Origin of the sequence: Nonomuraea cavernae, from assembly GCF_014646355.1 — a bacterium.
In the GTDB taxonomy this organism is placed as follows: Bacteria; Actinomycetota; Actinomycetes; order Streptosporangiales; family Streptosporangiaceae; genus Nonomuraea; species Nonomuraea cavernae.
This window is the reverse complement of record NZ_BMNH01000014.1, coordinates 154,162-179,340: the sequence shown is the minus strand read 5'-3', so window position 1 is coordinate 179,340 and position 25,179 is coordinate 154,162. Positions and strand designations below refer to the sequence as shown.

At 69.7% G+C, this 25,179-nt stretch carries 22 protein-coding genes; 9 read left to right on the top strand and 13 right to left on the bottom strand.

The window, feature by feature from the left end; all coding sequences use genetic code 11:
* Positions 1 to 4 precede the first annotated feature (4 nt).
* The gene (locus tag IEY82_RS22785; protein ID WP_225263480.1) at positions 5 to 1,252 is read right to left on the bottom strand and encodes a glycosyltransferase; all 1,248 of its coding nucleotides are present in this window, start codon (positions 1,250 to 1,252) and stop codon (positions 5 to 7) included.
* Between the two features lie 137 nt (positions 1,253 to 1,389).
* Between IEY82_RS22785 and IEY82_RS22780 the strand changes: the two genes are divergently transcribed.
* A complete protein-coding gene (locus IEY82_RS22780; protein ID WP_189126218.1) occupies positions 1,390 to 1,995 on the top strand; it encodes a TetR/AcrR family transcriptional regulator in 606 nt (201 codons plus the stop codon).
* Positions 1,996 to 2,006: 11 nt separating this feature from the next.
* Here IEY82_RS22780 and IEY82_RS22775 read toward each other — a convergent pair whose 3' ends face one another.
* The 4 genes from IEY82_RS22775 to IEY82_RS22760 are packed head-to-tail and all read right to left on the bottom strand — an operon-like array spanning position 2,007 to position 5,819.
* On the bottom strand, positions 2,007 to 3,056 hold the full coding sequence (locus IEY82_RS22775; protein ID WP_189126217.1) for an ABC transporter ATP-binding protein: 1,050 nt from the start codon (positions 3,054 to 3,056) through the stop codon (positions 2,007 to 2,009).
* Positions 3,043 to 3,822 carry an ABC transporter permease gene (locus IEY82_RS22770; RefSeq protein WP_189126216.1) on the bottom strand — a complete coding sequence of 260 codons (780 nt, stop codon included), beginning with the start codon at positions 3,820 to 3,822 and terminating at the stop codon, positions 3,043 to 3,045. Before IEY82_RS22770 ends, IEY82_RS22775 begins: the two co-directional genes overlap by 14 nt.
* Complete coding sequence (locus IEY82_RS22765) at positions 3,815 to 4,681, bottom strand: ABC transporter permease (protein ID WP_225263482.1); 867 nt, start codon at positions 4,679 to 4,681, stop codon at positions 3,815 to 3,817. Before IEY82_RS22765 ends, IEY82_RS22770 begins: the two co-directional genes overlap by 8 nt.
* 16 nt (positions 4,682 to 4,697) lie before the next feature.
* Positions 4,698 to 5,819: a polyamine ABC transporter substrate-binding protein gene (locus IEY82_RS22760; protein WP_189126215.1), complete on the bottom strand. Its 1,122-nt coding sequence runs from the start codon at positions 5,817 to 5,819 to the stop codon at positions 4,698 to 4,700.
* A 250-nt stretch (positions 5,820 to 6,069) separates the two neighbouring features.
* On the opposite strand from IEY82_RS22760, the gene IEY82_RS22755 reads away from it, so the two are divergent.
* Positions 6,070 to 7,101 carry an aminoglycoside phosphotransferase gene (locus tag IEY82_RS22755; RefSeq protein ID WP_189126214.1) on the top strand — a complete coding sequence of 344 codons (1,032 nt, stop codon included), beginning with the start codon at positions 6,070 to 6,072 and terminating at the stop codon, positions 7,099 to 7,101.
* Complete coding sequence (locus IEY82_RS22750) at positions 7,098 to 8,066, top strand: SIS domain-containing protein (protein ID WP_189126213.1); 969 nt, start codon at positions 7,098 to 7,100, stop codon at positions 8,064 to 8,066. Before IEY82_RS22755 ends, IEY82_RS22750 begins: the two co-directional genes overlap by 4 nt.
* A gap of 21 nt (positions 8,067 to 8,087) precedes the next feature.
* Here the strand turns inward: IEY82_RS22750 and IEY82_RS22745 are convergent, their stop codons facing one another.
* The 3 genes from IEY82_RS22745 to IEY82_RS22735 all read right to left on the bottom strand — a co-directional run bounded on the left by IEY82_RS22745 (position 8,088) and on the right by IEY82_RS22735 (position 11,735).
* Positions 8,088 to 8,657, bottom strand: coding sequence for a GTP-binding protein (locus IEY82_RS22745; protein ID WP_189126212.1), 570 nt, complete (start codon positions 8,655 to 8,657; stop codon positions 8,088 to 8,090).
* Positions 8,638 to 8,952, bottom strand: coding sequence for a DUF742 domain-containing protein (locus IEY82_RS22740; RefSeq protein WP_372459741.1), 315 nt, complete (start codon positions 8,950 to 8,952; stop codon positions 8,638 to 8,640). Before IEY82_RS22740 ends, IEY82_RS22745 begins: the two co-directional genes overlap by 20 nt.
* A 140-nt stretch (positions 8,953 to 9,092) precedes the next feature.
* Positions 9,093 to 11,735 carry a sensor histidine kinase gene (locus IEY82_RS22735; protein WP_225263484.1) on the bottom strand — a complete coding sequence of 881 codons (2,643 nt, stop codon included), beginning with the start codon at positions 11,733 to 11,735 and terminating at the stop codon, positions 9,093 to 9,095.
* 331 nt (positions 11,736 to 12,066) lie between these two features.
* Between IEY82_RS22735 and IEY82_RS22730 the strand changes: the two genes are divergently transcribed.
* The 5 genes from IEY82_RS22730 (at position 12,067) to betA (ending at position 18,707) form a co-directional block, all read left to right on the top strand.
* Entirely contained in the window at positions 12,067 to 13,161 is a 1,095-nt protein-coding gene (locus IEY82_RS22730) for a quaternary amine ABC transporter ATP-binding protein (protein ID WP_189126209.1), read from the top strand.
* Positions 13,158 to 15,071: an ABC transporter permease gene (locus tag IEY82_RS22725; protein ID WP_189126208.1), complete on the top strand. Its 1,914-nt coding sequence runs from the start codon at positions 13,158 to 13,160 to the stop codon at positions 15,069 to 15,071. Before IEY82_RS22730 ends, IEY82_RS22725 begins: the two co-directional genes overlap by 4 nt.
* Positions 15,068 to 16,033: an ABC transporter substrate-binding protein gene (locus IEY82_RS22720; RefSeq protein ID WP_189126207.1), complete on the top strand. Its 966-nt coding sequence runs from the start codon at positions 15,068 to 15,070 to the stop codon at positions 16,031 to 16,033. The genes IEY82_RS22725 and IEY82_RS22720 overlap by 4 nt, the downstream gene beginning before the upstream one ends.
* 86 nt (positions 16,034 to 16,119) lie before the next feature.
* Positions 16,120 to 17,055: an ABC transporter substrate-binding protein gene (locus IEY82_RS22715; protein ID WP_189126206.1), complete on the top strand. Its 936-nt coding sequence runs from the start codon at positions 16,120 to 16,122 to the stop codon at positions 17,053 to 17,055.
* Entirely contained in the window at positions 17,052 to 18,707 is a 1,656-nt protein-coding gene (gene betA, locus IEY82_RS22710; RefSeq protein ID WP_225263488.1) for a choline dehydrogenase, read from the top strand. The genes IEY82_RS22715 and betA overlap by 4 nt, the downstream gene beginning before the upstream one ends.
* On the opposite strand, the gene IEY82_RS22705 is transcribed toward betA, so the two are convergent.
* Entirely contained in the window at positions 18,685 to 19,935 is a 1,251-nt protein-coding gene (locus IEY82_RS22705; protein ID WP_225263490.1) for an ATP-binding protein, read from the bottom strand. The two genes, betA and IEY82_RS22705, sit on opposite strands and share 23 nt — an antisense overlap.
* A 204-nt stretch (positions 19,936 to 20,139) precedes the next feature.
* Between IEY82_RS22705 and IEY82_RS22700 the strand changes: the two genes are divergently transcribed.
* A complete protein-coding gene (locus tag IEY82_RS22700) occupies positions 20,140 to 20,904 on the top strand; it encodes a TetR/AcrR family transcriptional regulator (RefSeq protein WP_189126241.1) in 765 nt (254 codons plus the stop codon).
* Positions 20,905 to 20,926: 22 nt separating this feature from the next.
* Here IEY82_RS22700 and IEY82_RS22695 read toward each other — a convergent pair whose 3' ends face one another.
* The 4 genes from IEY82_RS22695 to IEY82_RS22680 are packed head-to-tail and all read right to left on the bottom strand — an operon-like array spanning position 20,927 to position 25,052.
* Positions 20,927 to 21,505, bottom strand: coding sequence for a GTP-binding protein (locus tag IEY82_RS22695; protein ID WP_189126204.1), 579 nt, complete (start codon positions 21,503 to 21,505; stop codon positions 20,927 to 20,929).
* Positions 21,486 to 21,848 (bottom strand): DUF742 domain-containing protein, encoded by a 363-nt coding sequence (locus IEY82_RS22690; protein WP_189126203.1) that lies wholly within the window; start codon positions 21,846 to 21,848, stop codon positions 21,486 to 21,488. The genes IEY82_RS22695 and IEY82_RS22690 overlap by 20 nt, the downstream gene beginning before the upstream one ends.
* Before the next feature lie 26 nt (positions 21,849 to 21,874).
* The gene (locus IEY82_RS22685) at positions 21,875 to 22,297 is read right to left on the bottom strand and encodes a roadblock/LC7 domain-containing protein (RefSeq protein WP_189126202.1); all 423 of its coding nucleotides are present in this window, start codon (positions 22,295 to 22,297) and stop codon (positions 21,875 to 21,877) included.
* A gap of 25 nt (positions 22,298 to 22,322) precedes the next feature.
* Positions 22,323 to 25,052 (bottom strand): sensor histidine kinase, encoded by a 2,730-nt coding sequence (locus IEY82_RS22680; RefSeq protein WP_189126201.1) that lies wholly within the window; start codon positions 25,050 to 25,052, stop codon positions 22,323 to 22,325.
* Positions 25,053 to 25,179 lie beyond the last annotated feature (127 nt).

Genomic DNA, 25,179 nt, shown 5'->3' with positions numbered 1-25,179 from the left:
ATGACTACTTCTGTCCGAATTCTTCGATGAGGTCGGCGGCCTTGCGCAGGCCGTCGCGGCGGCGGATCTCCTCGCCCGCGGCGGCCAGCCGGTCGCGCAGCGCGCTGTCGCCGAGCAGCCGGTCGAGGGCGCCGGTCAGCTCCTCGTCGGCGAAGCCGTACGTGGAGAGCCGGACGCCGTAGCCGAGCTCGTGGACCCGCTGGGCGTTGTCGTACTGGTCCCAGAACAGCGGCAGCAGGATCATCGGCTTGCCGAAGTGCAGGGCCTCGGTGGTGGTGTTGTTGCCGCCGTGGGTGATCACCAGGTCGCAGAGCGGGATGATCTTCGTCTGCGGCAGGAACTCGGCGCCCCACATGTTGTCGGCCAGCTTGATCTCCTCGTGCAGCGGGCCCTTGGAGACGATGAACCGGTGCGGGGTGGTGGCCAGCACGTCGATCACCCGCTGCATCAGCTCCACGTCGGAGGAGCCGAGGGAGCCGAGCGAGAAGTAGACCAGGGCGCCCTCGCCCCGTTCGAAGGGCAGCTCGAAGGACTCGTCGGTCTCGCGGACGGAGGAGTCGAGCCGGTGCCAGCCGGGACCGAGCGGGCGGTCGGCCGTGTAGTCGGCGATCTCCGGGTAGACGTAGAGGTTGAGGTCGCCCTCGTGGATGAAGTCGAGCTCGGGCAGCGGCTCGGTGCCCTGCTCCACGCACCACTCGTTGAAGGCGCTCCACAGCTCGCGGTGGGTGCGGTCGTACTCCGCGCGGAAGGCGTCCCACTCGCTCCGGTCGTCGGCGGGCAGCCCGGAGAAGACCGGCGCGACGTTCTCGCCGCGCACCTCCAGCGGGTTGCAGGAGACGATGCGGACGAACTTCTTGCCCGCCGTGAGCAGCGCCGGGAACGAGATGACGTTGTCCTCGACGATGACGTCCGGCTGGACCCGCTCGATGATTTCCTTGAGCTGCGGCTCGCAGTACTTCGCGCCGTCGATGAGCGATTCCCAGATCGGCTTGGTGACCGTCTCCAGCTGCTCCAGCGTGCTCTTGCGGTATTCGGGCGCGGTCTCGCGGATGAAGTCCTTCCAGAACTGGCCCGCGTCCTGCTCCTCCTCAGCCGGGGGCGCGAGGTCGACGAGGTCCTCCTCGAAGCCGAGCGCCGTGAGCTTGCCCTTCCAGGACGCCTCGGCGGCGAAGACGACGCGGTGGCCGCGGCGACGCAGGATGTCGCCGATGCCGATGCAGTTGTTGGTGGGCCCGTAGGCACTTTCTGGCATGAACAGGACGGTGAGAGACATCATGCACTCCGGGGCGGCTAAATTGAACGACAATTCAAATGCTCATCTAGCGTGAAGGTCAGCTTCACGGCACTATGGTGGCAAGTTCCTGAACGACTAACAAAAAGGTGGTGAGCATGGCCCAGCGCAAGAGCCGCACCGACCGGCGCATCGACCTCATCGAGGCCGCGCGCCGGGCCATCATCCGGCACGGTGTCGACGGGGTCCAGCTCTCGCATGTGGCCGAGGAGGCGGGGCTCACCTCCGGCGCCGTCCTCTACCACTACCCCGACCTCAGCGAGCTGCTGGTCGAGGCCCAGCACGCCGGGATGGAGAGGTTCTACGAGCAGCGGCTGCGCCAGCTCGCCACCATCACCGACCCGGTCGCGAAGCTGGCCACGACGATCAGGTCGGGGCTGCCGACCGGCCCGCTCGACCCGGACGTGCGGCTGCTCAACGAGCTGGGCGGGGCGGCCGGCCGCAACCGGATGTACGGCGTGCTGCTCACCTCGCTCTACGACCGCCAGGTGTCGATGTACCAGTCGATCCTGGACACCGGGGTCGCGCTGGGCGTGTTCAGGCTGAGCGCCGCCTCGCTGACGATCGCGCGCAACCTGGTGGCCCTGGAGGACGCCTACGGCTACCGCATCACGGCCAGGCACCCGCTCATCGGCCCGGCGGAGGCCGCGGAGCTGATCCTGTCCTACGCGCGCACGGCGACGGGCAACGACCTCGTCCACTGACCTCCGGGGGCTCATCGCGCCCCCGGGATGATGACGGCGTCGGGCGCCTCCCAGCTCAGATCCACCTCGGCTCCGGGCTGCACGCCGCTGGCCCCCTGGACCGCCACCAGGACGGGCCTGACGTGACCGGGCACGTCGACCGAGATGTGCGAGACGCCGCCGTAGAAGCTGACGTCGAGCACGGCGCCCTTGAGCCCGCCGGCCACGGTGCCCGCCTCGACCAGCCGGATCTTCTCCGGCCGGACGCCCAGCAGCGCCTTGGCGCCCTCCTCCAGCCCGTCCAGCGGGGTGCCGGGCAGCGGGCCGAAGTCCTCGGTCAGCAGCGCCCCGGCGCCGGTGGTGCCCTCGAACAGGTTGTTGGCGCCGACGAAGTCGGCGACGAACGGCGTGCGGGGCCGCTCGTAGAGCGCGACCGGCTCGTCCACCTGGCGCACGTGGCCGTGCTCGAAGACCGCGATGCGGTCGGCGAGCGACATGGCCTCCTCCTGGTCGTGGGTGACGACCACGAACGTGATGCCGACCTCGTTCTGCAGCCGCTTGAGCTCCAGCTGCATGTCGGCGCGGACCTTCTTGTCGAGGGCCGAGAGCGGCTCGTCGAGCAGCAGCAGGCGTGGCCGCTTGACGATGGAGCGAGCGAGCGCGACCCGCTGGCGCTGGCCGCCGGACAACTGCGCGGGCTTGCGGTCGCCGTGGGCCGACAGCCCCACGGTCTCCAGCACCTCGCCGACGCGCTTCTTGATCTCCTGCCGGGGCAGCTTCTCGCGTTCGAGGCCGTAGGCGACGTTCTTCGCCACGGTCATGTGCGGGAACAGCGCGTACGACTGGAACATGAGGCTGATCGGCCGCCGGTTCGGCTGCCGGCCGAGCAGGTCCTCGCCGTCGAGCGTGACGGTGCCGCCGTCGGGCGTCTCGAACCCGGCGATGATGCGCAGCAGCGTGGTCTTGCCGCAGCCCGAGGGGCCGAGCAGGGCGAAGAACTCGCCCTGCCCGATCTCCAGGGAGACGTCGTCGAGCGCGGTCACGTCGCCGAACCGGCGGGTGATCCCGTCAATCTTGAGCACGTGACTCACCGATCTTGGTCAGGCGCTGGCCCACGATCACCGCGGTGAAGCTCACCAGCAGCAGGATCGCGCCCAGCGCGTTGATCTCAGGCGTGACCCCGAAACGGATCATCGAGTAGATGACGATCGGCAGCGTCTGGTCGAGGTTGCCGATCGTGAAGAAGGCGATCACGAACTCGTCCAGCGACAGCGTGAACGCCAGCAGCGCGCCGGCGATGATGCCGGGCATCAGTTGCGGAAGCGTGACCTTCATGAACGTGGTGACCGGCCCGGCGCCGAGGTCGCGCGAGGCCTCCTCCAGCGAGGTGTCGGCGCCCGACAGCCGGGTGCGCACCACCGCGGCGACGAAGGCCATCGAGAACACGGCGTGCGACAGGGTCACCGAGTGGAGGCCGAGCGTGAACTGCACCACGCCGTAGAAGACCAGCAGGCCGATCGCGAGCACCAGGTCGGGCAGCACGGCCGGCATCAGCGCGATCGCGTCGAGCGTCTTGGACCGGGTGTGCCTGGCCAGCCCGACGGCCAGCAGCGTGCCCAGCACCGTGGCGATCGCCGTCGAGCCCGCCGCCACGATCAGGGTGTTGACCAGGCCCTCCATGACCTTCGCGTCCTGGGCCAGCACGCCGTACCACTTGAGGCTGAAGCCCTCGTAGGTGTAGGCGGACTTGCCGGAGTTGAACGACATCACGACGAGCACGATGATCGGCGCGTACAGGAAGACGTACGTGAACCAGAACGGGACGTGCAGCAGCCTCGACCTACGCACGGCGGGCCGCCCAGGCCTGCGCGACGAGGAGCAGGACGAGCACCGCGACGAGCGCGGTGGCCAGCGCGGAGCCGAACGGCCAGTCGCGGGCCTTGAGGAACTCGGTGCGGATCAGGTTGCCCACCATGATCGACTTACCGCCGCCCAGCATCTCGGGGATGACGAAGTTGCCGAAGGTCGGCACGAACACGAACAGGGAGCCCGTCATCACGCCCGGCACGGTCAGCGGCAGCGTCACCTTGCGGAACGTGGTGAACGGCGAGGCGCCCAGGTTGGCCGACGCCTCGCGCAGCTGCGGATCGAGCTTGTCGATCGCGGCGTAGAGCGGCAGCACCATGAGCGGCAGGTAGGAGTAGAGCAGCCCGGTGACCACGGCCCCGTCGTTGTAGAGCAGTTCGAGCGGGTCGAAGCCGAGCGCCTTCAGGCCGGAGTTCACCAGCCCCTGCCCGTTGAGCAGGATGATCCAGGCGTAGACCCGGATGATGAAGTTGGTCCAGAACGGCAGCACGATCGCCACCAGCGCGATCGTCCGCCACTTCGACGGCAGCTGGGCGATCAGGTAGGCCGTCGGATAGCCGAGCAGCAGCGCGATCAGCGTGGTCAAGGTGGCGATCTTCAGCGAGTCGGCGACCACGCCGAGGTAGAGCGGGTCGATCAGGCGGGTGAAGTTCTCGGTGGTGAACTCGTAGACGATCCCGCCGAAGCGTCCGCGCTGGAAGAAGACGTTGCTGAGCACCAGCGCCAGCGGCACCAGCATCAGCACGACCAGGTAGACCAGGCCGGGCGCGAGGAACACGAACGCGCCCAGCCGGCGCTCCCTCGCGGGGGAGGCCGGCCGGGCGTCAGCTTGCGGTTTCACTGCGACTGTTCTGCCGTTAGTCTGCCGTGATCTCGGACGACAGCCGCGCGAACTTCGTCGACGCCTGTCCCAGGTCGATGATCGACTCACCGTCGAGCAGCTCGGCGGGCTTGATGCCCAGCAGCGAGCCGGGAGCCACCTTCACCTTGTCCATCGCGGCCTTGTTGGGCACCTTGTAGTTGATGTTCTCGGCGGCCCAGCGGTGGACCTCGGGGTCCAGGATGTAGTTGATGAAGGCGTGCGCGGCCTCCTTGTTCTTGGAGGACTTCATGATCACCATGGTGTCCACCCAGAGGTCGCTGCCCTCCTTCGGCACCGTGAACTTGATGTTCTGCTTCTCGTCCGTGGTCGGGCACCAGCCGTCCCACGCCTCGACCATGACCGCCTCGCCCGACACGAGCAGGTCACCGAAGGTGGTGTCGTCGAACTTGAGGAGGTGCGGCTTGGCGTCGAGCAGCAGCTGCTTGGCCTTGGCGATCTCCTCGTCCTTGTCGGTGTTGACCGAGTAGCCCAGGGACTTGAGCGCGGGCAGCGCCAGCCAGCGCTCGGTGGTCATCAGGGTGACCTTCTTGTCGGCCCAGGCCGGCGGCTTGAGGAGATCGTTCCAACTCGTGGGCGGCGTCTTCACCAGATCGCTCCGGTAGCAGATGCCGGTCGTGCCCCAGGTGTAGGGCACGGAGATCTTGTTGCCCTTGTCGTAGGAGAGCTGGGTGGCCTCGGGGTACAGGTTGGACAGGTTGGGGATCAGCTCGGGGTGGATCGGCTCCAGCAGCCCCTGCTCGTTGAGCGCCTGCGCGTACTGACCTGACACGAACGCCACGTCGATGCCGCTGTCACCGGTGGCGGTGAGCTTGGTCATCGCCTCCTCGTTGGTGGCGTGCAGCGCGATCTTCATGTCGGAGACCTTGAACTTCTCCTTGAACCTCTCGGTCAGCTCCTTCGGCGTGTAGCCGTCCCAGACCGTCACGTTGAGCGACTGCTTCGAGAGGTCGGCATTGGGGTTGAGCTGGGCGGCCGTCGCCTGCGGGGCCGTCTCTGCGCTGTCGGTCGACTCACCGCCGCACGCCGCGACGGCGAGCGCGAGGCCGGCCACCGCGACGGCGGCCGGAAGACGACGGGTGAACCGGGTACGGAACACGGCCGCTACTCCTTTGGATTTCCGGGGTACGAGGGGTCACGCGACCAACCGGGCACGGGAGACCAGAGCAGGAGTGTTGCAGGCCAAATCAACATGAGCAAGACTTTTGCTGACATTGCTACCTGGAAGTTTGGTCAAGCTGTTGAATTCGGATTCAATATGGGGGCGGTTGACCTCCCTGGGTGAGAGAAATCTCACAGAGCGAGATCGCGGTCTCACGGCCGCGCTGATCACGCTGTTGGACGGCGACGTGCCGCAGCCCTTCGGGCTCCGCCGGTTCCAGCAGTTGCCCAGCTTCTCGCACCAAGACGCCGGTTTCCACCCCGGGGTCCCAGGTGAGCGCGCGTTCGGCGAGCACGTCGATCAGACAAACTATTCGGTCGTCGTGGGTGATCAGATCGTTGTCAAGTGGCTGACACCGCCCGCGCCGATGCCGCATCCGGCCGTCGACGTGCTGGCCCATCTCGTTGAGGCCGGGTTCAATCAGACCGCGCCTCCCTACGCGGCCCTGACTCTCCGGGAAAAGTCCGGCGAGGTGCTGCTGGCCCTGGTCACCGGCTACCTCCCCGGGGCACGGGACGGCTGGGAGTGGTGCGTCGACGAGGCCGAGGCCGGGCGCACCGCCTTCGCCGCCGACCTCGGCCGCCTCGCCGCGGACCTCCACCTCGCCCTGGCCACCTTCCCCGGCGCCGGCCCGCCCGCCGGTCCCCTGCGCGCGGCGGGCCGGGCCGAGCGGGCGCTGCGGGAGGCGCTCGACCTCACCGAGGGCGACGACGGCCGGTGGCTGGCCTCCCGGGCCGGCGACCTCCGGCGCGAGCTCGCCCCCCTGACCGCGCCGATCACCACCCCGCTGATCCGCATCCACGGCGACCTGCACGTGGGCCAGATCCTGCGCTGGCGCGACGGCTACGCGGTGATCGACTTCGACGGCAACCCCACGGTCACCGAGGCCGAGCCGTACCAGCCGGCGGCCCGGGACCTGGCCCAGCTCACCACCAGCCTGGAACACGTCGCCCAGGTGGCCGTCAAACGCCGCGGCACCCCGCCCGGCCAGGCCGCCGACTGGGCCCGGGCGGCCCGCGGCCTGCTGCTGGACGCCTACCGCGACCGTCTGGCCGAGCGTGACGGACGGCACCTGCTGGACGAGTCCCTGATCCGCCCGTTCGAGATCGAGCAGGAGTGCCGCGAGCTCATCTACGCCGCCCGCCACCTGCCCCGATGGCGGTACGCCCCGATGGGCGTGCTGCGCACCTGGTACGACGACACCGAGGAGACACCGTGAATTCCGAGCTGTACCTGGCCGACCTGGAGGCCAAGCCGGCCGCCCTGGCCGCGCTGGCCGAGTCGCTGGAGACCGCCGACCCCTTCGAGGCCCTGCCCCGGGACATCGAGCGGGTGCTCTTCCTCGGCATGGGCAGCTCCCGCTACGCCGCCGGCGTGGCCGCCCTGCGGCTGCGCGCCGCCGGGATCGACGCCTATGCCGAGTACGCCTCGGCCGCGGCCACCTTCCCGGCCTCGCGGGGCACGCTGGTCGTGCCGATCTCGGCCACGGGCGGCAGCCGCGAGACCCTGGACGCGGTGGCCCGTCACGCCGGCACGGAGGCGTTCATGGCCGCGCTCACCAACGCCCCCGGCTCGCCCATCGGCGAGCCGGCCGACCTGGTGGTCCCCCTGCTCGCGGGCGAGGAGCGGGGCGGCGTCGCGTGCCGGACGTTCCAGCACACCCTGGCCCTGCTGCTCGCCCTGGAGGCCCGCCTGACGGGCGCCGGACGGGAGTCCGGCGTGGCGGCTCTGGTGCGCCGGGCCGCCGAGGCCACCGCCGACCTGCTGGAGCGCCGCGACGAGTGGCTCCCCACGGCGCTGCGACTCCTCGACGGCCCGCACGGCGTCTACGCCGTCGCACCCGCCGAGCACCTGTCGTCGGCCGAGCAGTCGGCCCTCATGCTGCGCGAGGGCCCCCGCCGGCCCGCCGACGCCTGTGAGACGGGCGACTGGTCGCACGTGGACGTCTACCTCACCAAGACCCTCGACTACCGGGCGCTGTTCTTCCCCGGCTCCCGCTACGACGAGCAGGCCATGGACTGGGTACGGGAGCGCGGCTCGACGGTCGTGGCCGTGGGCGCCGACCTCAAGGGGGCCGCGGCCACGATCCGCTACCGCCACGACGACGACGCCGACGTCGCCCTGCTCACCGAGACCCTGGTCGCGGAGCTGGTCGCGGCCACCTGGTGGTCGGCCGGGTCATAGGCGGGGTGCGGGGACGGCCGGTCAGTGCGCGCGGACGGTCATGGCGTGCTCCACCAGCGCGATGAGCGTGTGCTTGACCGCCTCGCGGGCGCGGGCGTCGGTGCGCACCACGGGCACGTGGGGAGAGAGGGTGAGCGCCTCGCGCACCTCGTTCTCCATGTGCGGGAAGTGGCCGTCCCACCCGTTGAGGCCGACCACGAACGGCAGCTTGGCGTCCTCGAAGTAGTCGATCGCCGGGAAGCTGTCGGCCAGCCGCCGCGAGTCGACCAGCACCACGGCCCCGATCGCGCCGCGCACCAGGTCGTCCCACATGAACCAGAACCGGTGCTGGCCCGGGGTCCCGAACAGGTAGAGGAGCAGATCACGGTCGAGCGCCATCCGCCCGAAGTCCATCGCGACCGTCGTGGTCGTCTTGCCCGGCGTGTGCGCCAGGTCGTCGATGCCCGACGACGCGTCCGTCATCACCGCCTCCGTGGTCAGCGGCATGATCTCGGACACCGCTCCCACGAACGTCGTCTTCCCGACACCGAACCCACCCGCGACGACGATCTTCGTCGAGGTGAGGCCCGAGCTAGAGCCTGCGAAGTCCACTGAGCACCCTTTCGAGCAGGCGCCTGTCCGGCAGCCCCGCCTCTAGCTGTGGCTGGTAGACCCTGACCAGCCCTTCCGCCTCCATGTCCGCGACCAGCACCCTCGCCACTCCCAGCGGGATGGCCAGCAACGCCGACACCTCCGCCACCGACCTCACCTGGCGGCACAGTTCGCTGATCGCACGATACTCCCGCGTGTACGTCATTCCGAGCTGAGCCGACGTGGCCGAGGAGACGAGCGCCTCCATGGCGAGCCCGGTCCTCGGCGCCGTCCGGCCGCCGGTGACGGCGTACATCCGGACCAGAGAGCTTCGCTCCTGCTCCGGCTCGCCGTCATGCCACGATGCCAACGTTCACTCCCATCACCAGGGGCGCGCGGCCGAGAGCTCGGCTCGCACGGCGGGCGTGAGCACCTGCCCGGCGCGTTCGACCAGGGTCAAGCGTCCTCCTCCAGCTCTGAACGGCCTTTCCGGACGCCCTGCTGGTAGCCGGCGAGCCGGCTGCGCAGCCGGTCCGGCGAGATCGGGGGCTGGGGCATGGGCGCGGCCGGCGGCGAGGCGGCGCCCGGCACCAGATTGGCCCGGGGCGTGCGCTTGGGCAGCCCGGAGGCGGTGGTGCCGCTCCGCATGGGCCGGCTGACCGCTCCCGCCGCCTGCCAGCCGTCGTCGGCCGGCGACGACCACGTCTCCTCGCGCCTGTCCTGGGCGGGCTCCTGACCGGGCTCCTGACCGGCCTCCTGACCGGGCTCCCGGGTGACGGACGCCTTGGTGAACCAGCTGCTGGAGTCGACGGAGGCGTAGATCGGCAGGAACTCGTCCGGCTCCGGCTCGGCGGGAGGCGGGATCGCGGAGTCGGGCCGCGGTATCTCGGCCGAGTGCGTGTGGTCCGAGGTGAACCAGGACGACGGCTGGGGCTGCGGGATGTCGTACGAGGGATGGCCCTGGCCGGGCATCGACGGCGTGTCGGTGAACGAGGCGCCGGAGGCGGGCACGGGCGGCATGGGCGGCACGGGCGCGGGTGGCGCGTGGACCGGCGGCGCGTGCCCGGGTCCGGCCTGCTGCGCCGGGATCCGGGCGAGCGGGGCCGGCTCCTGGACGCCCGGCTGACCGGGCGACTGGCCCGGCAGGGGCGCGAGCAGCGTCTCGGGCACCAGCACCATCGCCGTCAGCCCGCCGATGTCCTGGCGGCGCAGCTGCACCCTGATGCTGTGGCGCAGGGCCAGCCGGCCGACCACGAACAGGCCCATCCGCCGCGAGACCGAGACGTCCACCACGGGTGGATGCGCCAGCCGCCAGTTGGCCTCGGTGAGTTCCTCCGGACTCATGCCGAGGCCGTTGTCGGTGACGGAGATCATCAGTCCGCCGCCGTTGATCCTGCTGCTGGAGATGGTGACCTTGGTGTCGCGGGAGGAGAACGAGACGGCGTTCTCGACCAGCTCGGCCAGCAGGTGCACCACGTCGGTCACCGCCTGACCGGCGATCGCGACCTCGGACTGGACCTGGAGGCTGACCCGGTCGTAGCTCTCGACCTCGCCGAGCGCCGCGCGCACCACGTCCATCAGCTCGATCGGCTCGCTCCACCGGCGGGCCGCCTCCTGGCCGGCCAGGACCAGCAGGTTCTCGCTGTTGCGGCGCATGCGGGTGGCCAGGTGGTCGAGCTTGAACAGGTCGCCGAGGCGGGTGTCGTCGCGCTCGCCGCGCTCCAGCCGCTCGATCAGCGTCAGCTGCCGCTCGACCAGCGTCTGGCTGCGCCGCGACAGGTTGACGAACATCGAGTTGACGTTCGAGCGCAGCCGCGCCTCGTCGCCGGCCAGCCGTACGGCTTCGCGGTGCACCTCGTCGAAGGCGCGGGCGACCTCGCCCACCTCGTCCTTGGAGAAGACGCCGATGGGCGGCACCTCGACGTCGACCGAGCCGTCACGCGCCTCCCGCACCCGCTGCACGAACTCGGGCAGCCGCTGCCCGGCGATCTCCAGCGCCTCGCCGCGCAGCCGGCGCAGCGGCCGGACCAGCGACCTGGCCACGCCCGTGGTGATCAGCAGCACGGCCACGAGCAGCGCCAGCACGGCGCCGGCGACCACGTAGGCGCGGGCCTGCTCGGCGGAGCTGAGCGACTCGCTACGGGTCAGGATGCCGGTGGCCTGGCGTTCCTCGACCACGCGCATGGCGTCGGCCACGACGTCGGCCGCCTCGAACCATTCGGTGGCGTCGTCGCGCCTGGCCCCGGTCTCGTCGCGGGTCAGGTCGAGTCCGCGCAGCGGCAGCCCGGCGGTGGCCCTGATCAGCACCAGCTCGCGCAGGAACAGCATGCGGTCGGCGGGCCGGCCGTTGACGGTCTCGTCGAAGAGGCGGCGCTCGTCGGCGGTGGCCTCGGCGGCGAAGCGCTTGCGCTCGTTGCTCTCGCGCGAGAGCTCGCCGAGGAAGCGCTTCAGCTGCTCCTGGTCGAACCTGCCCTCGACCAGGACCGTCGTGACCAGCGCCTGCTGGAGGGAGACGCTCTCCTTGGCGCGGGCGAGCGCGTCGAGCATGCGGGTCTGGCGGAAGAGCTCGTCGTCCTGGCTGCCCTTGATCAGCTCGTTGTGGATGTTGAGCAGGTCGCCGATGATGATCGTGTAGAGCTCGACGGCGGGACCGGGCAGCAGGTCCGCCTCGATCGCCTGCTGGCGCAGCCCCTTCAGGTCGTCGAGGCGGCTGAGCATGGCCTCGATCTGGTCGGCGGTGCGGCCGGTCACGGCGCCCTGGAGCTGCGTCGCGCTGCCGCGTACCTGCTTGACGATCTCGTCCACGTGCGCCATCTGGCCGCGCACCTCGGGCAGTTCGTCCTCGGGGCGGCCCTGGGCGATGAACCACGAGGTCCTGGCGCGCTCACCGGAGGCGAGGTGGGTGAGCTCGCCGACCTGTTCGGACAGCTGGGCGAGCTGATTGGTGCGGGCGTAGTCGGCGGCGGCCCCCGTGGACACGACCACCTGGACACCGCCGAGCAGCACGGCGGCGGCGGTCGGCACCAGGATGAGGGCGACGAGCCGTGCCCGGACGCGCCAGTTGCGCAGGCGCCAGTTCCCTTCGTCCGCCTGCCTCACACCCAACTGTGTACTCACCGAACGCAAACCTCTCGCCCCGAATCGGCGTATTGAAGGTCCTGAGACCTGTGGGGAAATCCAGCAGGTGCGGGTAATTGGAACACATTCGTACCAGGTCGGCCAAGCGACCATAACGCGACAAAAGTCGTTCAGTGTGACGCATGAGCCGGGAACCTGGAGCCCCTTTTCTAGCCGATCCCTAGCTAAAAAGCACCCTTCACGCCTTAAGTGTCCATAAATGGGTGATTGTCACGTTCCAGACATATAACACGGAAGGAGCGCGACGGTCTCCGGAAGGTCACAGCGTTGAGATTCGCGTTATCTACGACATATGTTGAGCCCCGTCAACAAGGAGGCGGGTGTGGGGGTTTCTCCCGACAGTACGGCCATCGAAGTCGAGGGGCTTTGGAAGATCTTCGGCCCCACGGCGGAGAAGGTGCTCAGGTGCGACGACAGGTTCCTGGAGCCGGCCGCGCTCAGGGAGAAGACCGGATGCACCGCCGCCGTCAGAGACGTGAGCTTCACCGTCCGGCCCGGCGAGGTGTTCGTCGTGATGGGCCTGTCGGGCAGTGGTAAGTCCACGCTCGTCCGCTGCCTCACCCGGCTGATCGAGCCGAGCGCGGGCGTGATCCGGATCGGCGGCGAGGACGTCGGCCAGGCCTCCCCGGCACGGTTACGCGACCTGCGGCGCCACCGGGTCAGCATGGTGTTCCAGCACTTCGGCCTGCTCCCCCACCGGCGGGTGATCGACAACGTCGGCTACGGCCTGGAGATCCAGGGCGTGGGCAGGGCCGCCAGGCACGCCCGCGCCGGGGAGATCCTGTCGCTGGTCGGCCTCGACGGCCACGCCGACGCCTACCCCGACCAGCTCTCCGGCGGCATGCAGCAGCGCGTCGGCCTGGCCCGCGCGCTGGCGGTGGACCCGGAGGTCATGCTGTTCGACGAGCCGTTCAGCGCGCTCGACCCGCTGATCCGCCGCGACATGCAGGCCGAGGTGATCCGGCTGCACCGCGAGGTCGGCAAGACGATGGTGTTCATCACCCACGACCTGTCCGAGGCGCTCAAGCTGGGCGAGCGCATCGCGATCATGCGGGCGGGCTCGATCGTGCAGCTCGGCACACCGGAGGAGCTGGTGGGCGCGCCGGCCGACGACTACGTGGCCGACTTCGTCCGCGACGTGCCCCGCAGCCACGTGCTGACGCTCCGCTGGATCTGCCGCCCGCCCGAGCCCGGCGAACCGCTCGACGGCCCCGAGCTGCCGGCGTCGACGGTCATCAAGGACGCCGTCGCCGTCGCCTCGGCCACGTCCCGCCCCATCAGGGTCGTCGACGAGGGCGAGCCGGCCGGCGTCGTGGACCGGGTGGACCTCCTCACGTTCCTGTCCGGACAGGACACCGACCAGCAGGCCGTACAGGCGACGACATGAGCGCCACGGCAGTCGGGACCCGCTCCGGGCTCAGGGTGCCCGGCTGGGCGGCGCCCGCGGGCATCGCGGTCCTGTTCGTCGCCGGCTACCTGGTCTTCCGGGGGGCGGGAACGCTCCCGCACGACGACGACGCCCCGCAGTTCCTGGCGATCACCGACCTGCGCGAATGGGTCGACGACAACAAGAACGCCAGCCCGGTCTTCCTGTACTTCATCAACTACATCCGGCTGTTCGTCGGCGCGATCTTCGTCGCGCTCCAGAGCGCGCTGCACGGGCTTGGCTGGCCGGGCCTGATCGGCCTGATGGCCGGGCTCGGCTGGCTGGCGGGCGGCTGGCGGATCGGGCTGCTCGGAGCGGCGGGCTTCGCCAGCTTCGGCGTGCTCGGCGTCTGGGAGTCGAGCGTCGACACGCTGGCCCTGGTCGGCACCGCGGTGCTGCTGTCGCTGGTGATCGGCCTGCCGCTGGGCGTCTGGGCCGGGCGCTCGCCGCGGCTGCGCCGGGCGCTCAACCCGGTGCTGGACATCATGCAGATCATGCCGACGTTCGCCTACCTGGCGCCGATGGTGCTGTTCTTCCAGATCGGCGCGCCGGCCGGGGCCATCGCCACCATGATCTACGCGATCCCGCCCGCCATCCGCATCACCGCGCTGGCCATCGAGCAGGTCTCCCCCGTGGCCGTCGAGGCGTCGGCGTCGCTCGGCGCGACCTCCTGGCAGACGCTGCGCAAGGTGCATCTGCCGCTGGCCCGGTCGACGATGACGCTGGCGGTCAACCAGACCATCATGATGGCGCTGTCCATGGTGGTGATCGCCAACCTGATCTCCGCGCCCGGTCTCGGCTCCGACATCATCCGCGGCCTGTCCCGCCAGAACGTCGGCATCATGCTCCCCGCCGGCCTGGCCATCGTGGTCATGGCCGTGGTCCTCGATCGCACCACGATGGCCGCCGCCCACCGCCGCGCGCACGAGCGCACCGCCCGGTGGCGGTGGCCGGTCGCCGCCGGGCTGGTCGCGGGCGGCGTGGCGCTGACGTACGCGCTGCCGCCGGCCTTCCCCGGCCAGTGGGTGCTCCCGATGGGCGGCCCGGTGAACGACGCGGTCAGGTGGGCCGAGGTCAACTGGTACGACGCCACCGAGGCGATCAAGAACGTGACCAGCGAGGCGCTGCTGAACCCGCTGCAGGGCCTGCTCACCTCGGCGCCGTGGTGGCTGGTCGCCGCGGCCGTGCTGCTCCTGGCCTGGTGGTCGAGCGGGATCCGCCCGGCGCTCACCGCGCTCGGCTGCCTGCTGGCGATCGCGCTGCTCGGGCTCTGGGAGCACAGCATGGTGACGCTGACCATGGTCGTCGTCGCGGTGCTGGCCGTCCTGGTGATCGGCCTGGTGCTGGGCGTGGCCGCGGCCCGCTCGGCACGGTACTCCGCCGTGCAGCGCCCGCTGCTCGACGCGGCCCAGACCATGCCGTCGTTCGTCTACCTGCTGCCCGCGCTCGCGCTGTTCGGCCCGACCAAGTTCACCGCGATCTTCGCCTCGGTGATCTACGCGGCGCCGCCGGTGATCCGGCTGGTCGAGCAGGGCATCCGGGCGGTGCCGCACCCGGTGGTCGAGGCGGCCCTGTCCGCCGGATCCACGCCGGGCCAGCTGTTGCGCAAGGTGCAGCTGCCGATGGCGCGCCAGGCGATCCTGCTGGCGGCCAACCAGGGCATCGTGCTGACGCTCGCCATGGTCGTGCTCGGCGCGCTGGTCGGGGGCGGCGCGCTGGGTTACGACGTGGTGTCCGGCTTCTCCCAGCGGACCGACTTCGGGATGGGCTTCGCCGCCGGCGTGGCGATCGTCCTGCTCGGCATCATGCTCGACCGCATCACGCAGGGCGCCGACAGGCGCTCCTCACCCCACCAAAGGAACTCGGTATGAAGATTCGCCTGCTCGCAGGCCTGCTCGTCCTTGGACTCGCCGCCGGATGCGGCGGCGCCAAAGTGGAGGACACGCCCGGCTCCGCCGCCCCCCAGGCGAGCTCCGGCGCGTCGGCCGGCGGCACCGTGAAGATCGCGATCAACCCCTGGGTCGGCTACGAGGCCAGCGCGAACGTGGTCGCCTACCTGCTGAAGAACGAGCTCGGCTACACCGTGGAACTGCCCGAGATCAAGGAACAGCTCGCCTGGGAGGGCTTCGAGACCGGCGACGTCGACGTCATCATCGAGAACTGGGGCCACCCCGACCTCAAGCAGAAGTTCATCGACGAGAAGAAGGTCGCCCAGGTCGCCGGCTCGACCGGCAACAAGGGGGTCATCGGCTGGTACATCCCCAAGTGGATGGCCGACAAGCACCCGGGCATCACCGACTACAAGAACCTCAACAAGTACGCCCATCTGTTCAAGACCTCCGAGTCGGGCGACAAGGGCCAGCTGCTGTTCGGCGACCCGTCGTACGTCAGCAACGAGGACGCGCTGATCAAGAACCTCAAGCTCGACCTCAAGGTCGTCACCGGGGGCAGCGAGGCCGCCCTGATCAAGGGCGCCCAGCAGGCGCAGGAGCAGCAGAAGCCGCTGCTGTTCTACTTCTGGGACCCGCACTGGCTGTTCAGCAAGACCGAACTGGTCCGCGTCAACCTGCCGCCGTACACCGAGGGCTGTGACGCCGACCCCAAGAAGGTGGCCTGCGACTACGCCGAGATGGACCTGGACAAGATCGTGAGCACGAAGTTCGCCCAGACCGGCGGCAAGGCGTACGAGCTGGTCAAGAACTTCAGCTGGACCAACGAGGACCAGAACGCCGTCGCCGACGACATGACCAACAACGGCATGACGGGCGAGCAGGCCGCCAAGAAGTGGGTCGAGGCCAACACGGCCACGTGGCAGGCCTGGATCCCCAAGTGACCCCGCCGACGCCGCCGCCGACCCCGCCGACCCCCTGACTCTTGGCCGTGACCCCGCCCGGCGGGGTCACGGTCGCGGAGACGCTCATGCGAACCAAGACACTCGCGGGATCGCTGGTGGCGGTCCTGCTCCTGACGGCCTGCTCCGGCGAGGAGAGCGCGCCCGGCCCCGGAGCGAAGGGCACGGTCAACATCGACGTGCACGCCTGGGCGGGCTACGAGGCCCAGGCGGCCGTGCTCGCCTATCTGCTGAAGCACGAACTGGGCTACCAGGTGCGGACCCGCCAGATGACGGAGGCCGATTCCTGGCGGGATTTCGAAACGGGCAAGGTCGACGTCATCGTCGAGAACTGGGGTCATCCCGATCTGAAGAAGCAGTACATCGAGGAGAAGAAGGTCGCGCTCTCCGCCGGGCTCACCGGGAACAAAGGGGTGATCGGATGGTACGTCCCGGAGTGGATGGTCAAGAAATATCCTGACATCACCGACTGGAGAAACCTGAACAAGTACGCCAGCCTTTTTCGGACTCCCCGTTCCGGCAATTTCGGACAGATCCTTGACGGCGATCCGACATTCGTCACAAATGACGAGACTCTCGTCAAGAACCTCGGCCTCAATTACAAGGTCGTCTACTCCGGCAGCGAAGCGGCTCTGATCAAGGCCGCGCAGTCGGCGACGAAGAACAGAACGCCACTGCTGATGTACTTCTACGAGCCGCAGTGGCTCTTCACCAAGGTCAAACTCGTGAAGGTCAACCTGCCCTCCTACGCCGTCGGCTGCGACGCCGACGCGGCCAAGGTCGCCTGCGACTACCCGCCGTACCTCCTCGACAAGATCGTGAGCGCGAAGTTCGCCGGGACCGGCGGGCGGGCGTACGAGCTGGTCCGCAACTTCTCCTGGACGAACGAGAACCAGAACGCGGTGGCCAGCGACATGATCAACAGGAAGCTCACCGCCGAGCAGGCGGCCGAGCGCTGGGTGAACGAGAACAAGATCGTGTGGAAGGACTGGATCCCGCGTTGAGCTTCGACTATGTGATCGTGGGCGGCGGCTCGGCCGGCTGCGCCCTGGCCAACCGGCTGAGCGCCGACCCCTCGGTCTCGGTGCTGGTGCTGGAGGCGGGCCGGCCCGACTACCCGTGGGACGTCTTCATCCACATGCCGGCCGCGCTGATGTTCCCCATCGGCAGCCGCTTCTACGACTGGAAGTACGAGTCGGAGCCCGAGCCGTACATGAACGGCCGGCGCGTCTACCACGCCCGCGGCAAGGTGCTCGGCGGGTCGAGCAGCATCAACGGCATGATCTTCCAGCGGGGCAACCCGCTCGACTACGAACGCTGGGCCGCCGACCCGGGCATGGCCGAGTGGGACTACGCGCACTGCCTGCCGTACTTCAGGAAGATGGAGAGCTGCCTGGCCGACCCCGGCTCGGTCCACCGGGGCGGCGACGGCCCGCTCAAGCTGGAGCGCGGGCCCGCGCGCGGTCCGCTCTTCGAGGCGTTCTTCGAGGCCGTCCAGCAGGCCGGCCACCCGCTCACCGACGACGTCAACGGCTTCCGGCAGGAGGGCTTCGCGGCCTTCGACCGCAACGTGCACCGCGGCCGCCGGCTGAGCGCCGCCCGCGCCTACCTCCACCCGGTGCGGCACCGCCGCAACCTCACGGTCCGCACCCGCGCCTTCGTGGAGAAGATCGTCTTCTCGGGCACCCGGGCGGTCGGCGTCGTCTGCGACGGCGAGCGCATCGAGGCCGGCGAGGTCGTGCTGTGCGGCGGCGCGATCAACTCCCCGCAACTGCTGCAACTGTCCGGCGTGGGCCCCGGCGAGCTCCTCTCGCCCCTGGGGATCCCGGTCGTCCACGACCTCCCCGGCGTGGGCGCCAACCTCCAGGACCACCTGGAGGTGTACGTGCAGCACGCCTGCACCCAGCCCGTGTCGCAGCAGCCGTCGCTGGCCTGGTGGCGCCGGCCGTTCATCGGCGCCGACTGGCTCTTCCGCCGCCGCGGGCCGGGCGCCACCAACCACTTCGAGGCGGGCGGCTTCATCCGCTCCAACGACGACGTGGCCTACCCCAACCTGATGTACCACTTCCTGCCCATCGCGGTCCGTTACGACGGCTCGGCGCCCGCGGGCGGCCACGGCTACCAGGTGCACATCGGGCCGATGTACTCCGACTCGCGCGGCTCGGTCCGCGTCCGGTCGGCCGACCCGCGCGACAAGCCCGCCCTGCGCTTCAACTACCTGTCCACCGAGCAGGACCGGCGCGAGTGGGTGGAGGCCATCCGGCTCACCCGCGAGATCCTCTCCCAGCCCGCCTGGGCCGCGCTCGACGGCGGCGAGCTGTCACCCGGCCCCGGCGTCGAAACCGACGAGGAGATCCTCGCCTGGGTGGCCAAGGACGGCGAGACCGCCCTGCACCCCTCCTGCACCTGCAAGATGGGCGTGGACGAGATGTCGGTGGTGGACCCCGCCACCATGCGCGTCCACGGCCTCGACAGCCTGCGCGTCGTCGACGCCTCGGTCATGCCGTACGTCACCAACGGCAACATCTACGCCCCCGTGATGATGCTGGCCGAGAAGTCGGCCGACCTCATCCTCGGCAACACCCCGCTGCCCCCCGAGCCCACGCCCTTCTACCGCCACGACGCCCGAGCCCTCACCGATCCCACAGAGCGCTGAGCGGCAACGCCGTCAGGCGGTCTCCGAACGACAACGACCGCCTGCCGGTGTAAAACACGAACCCGTGCACGAACCCGTCACCGAGCGAGTCCCTGAGTGCGACGAGCCCCTTGAAGTCGTCGAGACCGACCGCGTCCGTCGCCTTCGCCTCGACGCCGACCACGCGGCCGTTGGTCCGCTCGATCACCAGGTCCACCTCGGGTCCCTGGCTGACTCTCCAGTGGTAGAGGCCGACCCGGAACGGCGACCAGGTCGCCTGCTTGGACAGCTCACCGACGATGAACGTCTCGACGAGCGGTCCGCGGGCAGGGGCGACGCGGGCGGCCAACCCTTCGGCGTCGACAGAGAGCAGGTGAGCGGCGAGGCCGGTGTCCGTGAGGTGCAGCTTGGGGCGCCGCACCGCGCGGGCGGTCAGATTGCGTGACCAGGCAGGCAGTGACTGCACCAGGAAGACCGTTTCCAGCAGCCCGAGATAGCGCTGGACGGTCGTCCGGTGGATCCCGAGGTCGCTGCCCACCTTGACCAGGTTGAGCTCCTGGGCGGTGGATGCCGCCAGCAGTCTCAGCAGCCGCCCGAGACCGCTCGGCTCGTCGATCTTCGCCATCTCTCGGATGTCGGTATCGATGATCGACCGAACATAGGTGACGTACCACTGGTCACGGGCACGCTCCGACCTCATGGTCAGGATCTCTGGGTAGCTGCCCCTGGCGATGAGCTCGAAGTAGTCGGACCTTCCGAAGTCGCTCTCCCCCGGCGTGCGGAGAGCCTCGGGCTCGTCGAAGGCTTTGCTGAGAAAGGACATGCTCCCCCCGGCGAGCTCCTGCTCGGCGAACGGCCACACGTCGAGCACGCTGGCCCGGCCGGCCAGCGACTCACTCAGCGACGGGGTCGCCAGAAACCTGGTGGATCCCGCCAGAACGAACTGCCCACGGCTCGCCGAACGGTCGACCGCCGCCTTGATCGCCAGTACGAGATCGTCTCCACCACGCTGGATCTCGTCGATCATCATCGGTTTGGGGCCATCGGCGATGAACGCGCCTGGATCGGCCTGGGCGGCAGCGCGCAGAGCACCGTCGTCGAGCGTGAGATAGGTGCCCCCGCGACAGGCTTCGAGCTGCCGGAGCAGGGTGGTCTTGCCGGACTGGCGAGGACCGTTGATGATCACCACTCTGAACGAGTCGAGTGACTCCACCGCATGATCGGCGATCCGCCGGGATACAAGGTCCACCACGCCTCCAACCTGTTGAACCGACATCCTACGGGCTTTCCAACCGACACTTCACGAGATTAGTACCGACATTCCACAGACCCCTCTACCGACATTTCACGGAACCACGACCGACATTTCACGGTCTTCTGAGCCGACATTTCCCAGGGTGGGCGCGGGGGTGGGGCCGGAGGGCCGGAGCGTACTGTGTACCGTACGAGAGTGATCGAGTACAGCGGCAAGGGAGATCCCGCCCGCAGCCTCGCGCTGCTCTGGCGCACCAGTGAGCGGACCAGCCGCAAGGGCAAGCCCGACCTGAGCGTCGACCGGATCGTGCGCGCGGCGATCGAGGTGGCCGACTCCGAGGGGCTCCAGGCCCTGTCCATGCGCCGCGTGGCCGACCGGCTCGGGGTGGGCACGATGTCGCTCTACACGTACGTGCCGGGCAAGCCCGAGCTGCTCGACGTCATGCTCGACACCGTCTACGGCGAGACCGCCAGGCCGGAGGAGGTGCCGGGCGGCTGGCGGGAGCGGCTGGAGCTGATCGCCCGGGAGAACTGGGCGCTCTACCTGCGCCATCCGTGGCTGCTGCAGGTGGCGACGAGCCGTCCGGTGCTGGGCCCGAACGTCACCGCCAAGTACGACTACGAGTTGCGGGCCGTCGACGGCATCGGGCTGACGGACGTCGAGATGGACTCGGTGATCACCCTGGTCACCGGCTTCGTGCACGGCACGGCCAGAGGCGCGGTGGAGGCGTCGCAGGCCGAGAGCCAGACCGGCATGACCGACGAGCAGTGGTGGGCCGCGCACGCGCCGTTCTTCGGCCGGATCGCCGACGCGTCCCGCTTCCCCACGGCCGCCCGGGTCGGCCAGGCGGCCGGCGAGGCCCTGGGCGGCTCCTACAGCCCGGAGCACGCCTTCGAGTTCGGCCTGCGCCGCGTCCTCGACGGCATCCAGGTCCTGGTGGACCGGCGCGGCGGCACGACCTGAGCGGCCGTCCCGCCCTTCGAGGCTAGGAGACCGGCGTGGCCCGGAGCCGGACGACGTGCTCGACGAGCGAGATCAGCGTCGATTTGACCGACTCGCGGTTGCGCGCGTCCGTGCGGACGATGGGCACGTTCGGCGACAGCGCCAGCGCCTCGCGGACATCCTGGTCCGTGTGCGGGAACTGCCCGTCCCAGCCGTTGATGCCGACCACGAACGGCAGCTTGGCCTCCTCGAAGTAGTCGATCGCGGGGAAGCTGTCGGCCAGCCGCCGCGTGTCGAGCAGCACGACCGCGCCGATGGCTCCGCGCACCAGGTCGTCCCACATGAACCAGAACCGATGCTGGCCCGGCGTGCCGAAGAGGTAGAGGATCAGGTCGCGGTCGAGCGAGAGGCGGCCGAAGTCCATGGCCACCGTCGTCGTCTGCTTGTGCGGGGTCAGGCCGAGGTCGTCGATGCCCGCGGACGCGTCCGTCATGACCGCTTCCGTGGTGAGCGGGAGGATCTCGGACACCGCCCCCACGAACGTCGTCTTGCCCACGCCGAAGCCACCGGCCACGACGATCTTCGTCGAGGTGAGGCCGGGGCTAGAGCCTGCGAAGTCCACTGAGCACCCTTTCGAGCATGTTGAGGTCTGGCTGTCCCTGGCTGAGACGTGGCTGGTGCAGACGGACAAGCCCTTCGTCGGACATGTCCGCCACGAGCACCCGAGCCACGCCCAGCGGGACCCGGAGCAGGGCCGAGATCTCGGCGACCGACCGGATCGAGCGGCAGAGTTGCATGATGGCCTCCTGCTCGGGGGTGAGCAAGGCCATCTCGTCGTCCGGAATGGACATGGACGAGATCAGCGTCTCCATCGCAAGGTGATAGCGCGGCTCCGATCGGCCGCCGGTCACCGCGTACGGACGGAAGAGGGGCTCGTCGTCCCCGATCCCGTCACTTCCGTACACGACCCGCTCCCAAAGGTGTCATTGCCTCACCGCGTCCTGGCTGCCTGCAGCTCCGCGCGGAGTGCCGGGGTCAGGGCCTGCCCTGCCCGGTCGACCAGAAGCGTCATCTGATAGGCGACCAACCCCATGTCGCAGTCGGGCGAGGCCAGCACGGTGATCACCGAGCCGTCGCTGATCGCCATCACGATGAGCAGCCCGCGCTGCATCTCGACGACGGTCTGGGTGACGGAGCCACCCTCGAACACGCGCGAGGCGCCCACGGTCAGGCTCAGCAGGCCCGCGGAGACCGCGGCGAGCTGGTCGGCCCGGTCCGGCGGGAAGCCCTCGGAACTCGCCAGGCAGAGACCATCGGCGGAGACGGCGACCGCGTGCGCTACCCCGGGCGTGTTCCGCACGAAGTCGGTGATCAGCCAGTCGAACCGATGCGCCTCATGGCTAAGCGTTGTCACTCGCCCTCCCTGGCAGGACGCTCACTCACTCTCGTTCCTCCTGTTCACGTACTTCCGCGCGACCCCGCCGTACGCCCTGCTGGTAACTGGCCATCCTGCTGCGGATCCGGTCGGCTGAGACCGGCGGAATCGGAGCTTGTCGCTGCGATTGCCGCTCCGGTCCCGTGGCCGGCTGGCTTGCCGTACCGGGCACCAGGTTGGCCTTGGGGGTGCGCTTGGGCAGCCCGGCGGCGGTGACGCCGCCGAGACTCGGGTCGCTCGCGGCGGCCGCCGCCCGCCATCCGGCGTCAGCGGCGGTTCGCCACGCTTCCTCCCCAGAGGGTACGGCTTGTGAGGCGATCGGCTCATCTCGGTTCGGTGTCGCCTGACCGGACTCCTCCGGCGGCCTGCGGAACCAGGCCGACTCCACCGCCGCGAAGATCGGCAGATATTCCTCCCGCTCCGGCTCCATCGGCGAGACGTTCACCGAGGGAGGAGGCGCCGGCATGCGGACATCGTCGCTGTTGTACGGCCGGCCGACCGCAGGCGGCGTCTGGAACGCGCCATTACCGGATCCGGCCGGAGGACGGGAGGGGAGCGAGCCCGGACGGTCGACGCTGGGATAGGCGGGGCTGGGGTAGGACGGGTAGCCGCCCGTGTCGTGCGGCCGAGGCCGCCCACCCGTCGCGCCGCCGTCGGTGTCGGCCGTGAAGGGCGGCATCCCGTAGCGCACCCCTCCCGGCCCGGTGGCCTCGGTGGAGTCGTAGCTGGCGTACGAGCGGAAGGTGCCGTTCCGGGCGGGCACGCCGGTCGGCGGGGTGGCCGAGGGGGCCGGCGCGTGGCCGCCGCCGAACGCCGGGCGCTGCGGCAGCGGCTTCTGGGTGCCGTCGGCGATCAGCGCCGGGGGCAGCAGCACCATGGCGATCAGGCCGGCGCCGTCGCCCTTGCGGAGCTGGACGCGGATGCCGTGGCGCAACGCCAGGCGGCCGACCACGAACAGGCCCATGCGCCGGGAGACCGACACGTCGACCACGGGCGGCTCGGCCAGCCGGCGGTTGGCCTCGGCCAGCTCCTCGTCGGTCATGCTGATGCCCGAGTCGCTCACCGACACCAGCGCGCCGCCGCCCTCGACGTAGCTGCTCGTCACCGTGACCTGCGCGTTGCTGGGCGAGAACTGGATGGCGTTCTCGACCAGCTCGGCCACCAGGTGGACCAGGTCGTTGGCGGCGCTGCCGAGCACCGAGGTGCCCCGGTGGACCTTGACCTGGACGCGCTCGTAGCCCTCGACCTCCGACAGCGCGGCCCGGACCACGTCGACCAGCTTGGCCGGTTGGCTGCGCCTGCGGGTCGGTTCGTGGCCGGCGAGGACGAGGAGGTTCTCGGAGTTGCGGCGCATGCGGGTGGCCAGGTGGTCGAGCTTGAACAGGTCGGACAGCCGGGCGCCGTCCTGCTCGCCCTTCTCCAGGCCGTCGATCAGCGAGATCTGCCGCTCCACCAGCGTCTGGGTGCGGCGCGAGAGGTTGACGAACATCGAGCTGATGTTGCCGCGCAGCTCGGCTTCCTCGCCGGCGAGCCGTACGGCCTGGCGGTGGACCTGGTCGAAGGCCTTGGCCACCTCGCCGATCTCGTCGTTGCCCTCGATGTCGATCGGGCGGACGTCGGTGGCGGCGTCACCCGAGACGCGCAGCTTGCGGACCACGTCGGGCAGGCGGAAGCCGGCGATCTCCAGGGCCTCGGTGCGCAGGCGGCGCAGCGGCGTGACCATCGAGCGGGCGATGGCGACGGTGAGCAACAGAACCAGCAAAAGCAACGCCAAGATCAAAGTACCCGCTATGATCGCATTACGGATCTCGGCGTCGCGTAGGTCCTGGCTGCGCAGGGTCACCTGCGTGCTCAATGGTTCCTCGACCGAGCGGAGGGCGGCGATCGTGGTGGCGTTGTCGTCGAACCACTGGTCAGGAGCCGGTTTGTCGCGGCCGGTGGCGGCGAGGAGGTTCTGCCTGATCCTGACGCCCGGCGCCTTGCCGCTGGCCAGGGTGATCGCGCGCGACTTGGTGAGCTCGGTGTTGTAGTACTCCTGCCGGGTCAGCGCCTTCTGCAGCGCCATGCCGACCTCCGCGCCCGCCTCCTGGCCGACGAGGGCGATCTGGGTGCGCTGGGCGGCGTTGGCGGCGATGAACCGCTCGACCTCCTTGGCGTCGACGCTGGCGGAGTTGTAGTAGCCCTTCAGCAGCTGCACCCGCTGCCGGGAGACCTGCTCCTTGGCGCGGGCCAGCGCGCTCAGGGCGCGGAACTGCCCGATGATCTGCGAGTCGTCGCTGAGCAGGCTCAGCTCGTCGTGCAGGCGGAGCAGCGTGTCGAGCAGGGAGTCGTAGCGCGTCGTGTCGCGCTGGCCCTCCTTGCGGACGCTGTCCAGCTTGCCGAGGTCGGCGTGGGCGCGCCTGACGACGTCGAGCACGCGGGGGCCGTAGGAGTCGTCCATCGTGGCCAGGTCGGCCTGCACGGCCTGGACGAGGCCGTCGACCTGCGCCTTGCGTTCGGCGTACGGGTCGGCGAGCTTCTTGCTCAACTGCTTGGCGGCGTCCAGCCAGCCGCCCGTGTCACGCTCCAGGCCGACGGCCTCGACCAGGTCGCGGATCCGGCCGGCCTGCTCGGCGGCGACGGCCGTACGGTCGTAGTCGTTGATGCTCTGGACCGACTCCACCACGCGGGCTCCCCCGAGCCCGACGCCGACAACGGTGGGGACCAGGATGAGCGCCGTGAGGCGCCACCTCACGCGCCAGTTGCGCAGGCCCAGCCGGGGCAGGGGCCGCTGTCCGCGGTCTCGCCTCGCGGCGTGGCCGCTGTCGGAGTTCCCCGTAGTCACTGCTCCCGCTACCCCTCAATCGTCCCGATCACTCCGG

Bases quoted from the DNA above. Each gene is read 5' to 3' on its own strand.
- IEY82_RS22725 (WP_189126208.1), top strand. From the start codon at position 13,158: ATGAGCGCCACGGCAGTCGGGACCCGCTCCGGGCTCAGGGTGCCCGGC.
- IEY82_RS22740 (WP_372459741.1), bottom strand. From the start codon at position 8,952: ATGTACGCCGTCACCGGCGGCCGGACGGCGCCGAGGACCGGGCTCGCC.
- IEY82_RS22785 (WP_225263480.1), bottom strand. From the start codon at position 1,252: ATGCCAGAAAGTGCCTACGGGCCCACCAACAACTGCATCGGCATCGGC.
- IEY82_RS22730 (WP_189126209.1), top strand. From the start codon at position 12,067: ATGTTGAGCCCCGTCAACAAGGAGGCGGGTGTGGGGGTTTCTCCCGAC.
- IEY82_RS22780 (WP_189126218.1), top strand. From the start codon at position 1,390: ATGGCCCAGCGCAAGAGCCGCACCGACCGGCGCATCGACCTCATCGAG.
- IEY82_RS22715 (WP_189126206.1), top strand. From the start codon at position 16,120: ATGCGAACCAAGACACTCGCGGGATCGCTGGTGGCGGTCCTGCTCCTG.
- IEY82_RS22720 (WP_189126207.1), top strand. From the start codon at position 15,068: ATGAAGATTCGCCTGCTCGCAGGCCTGCTCGTCCTTGGACTCGCCGCC.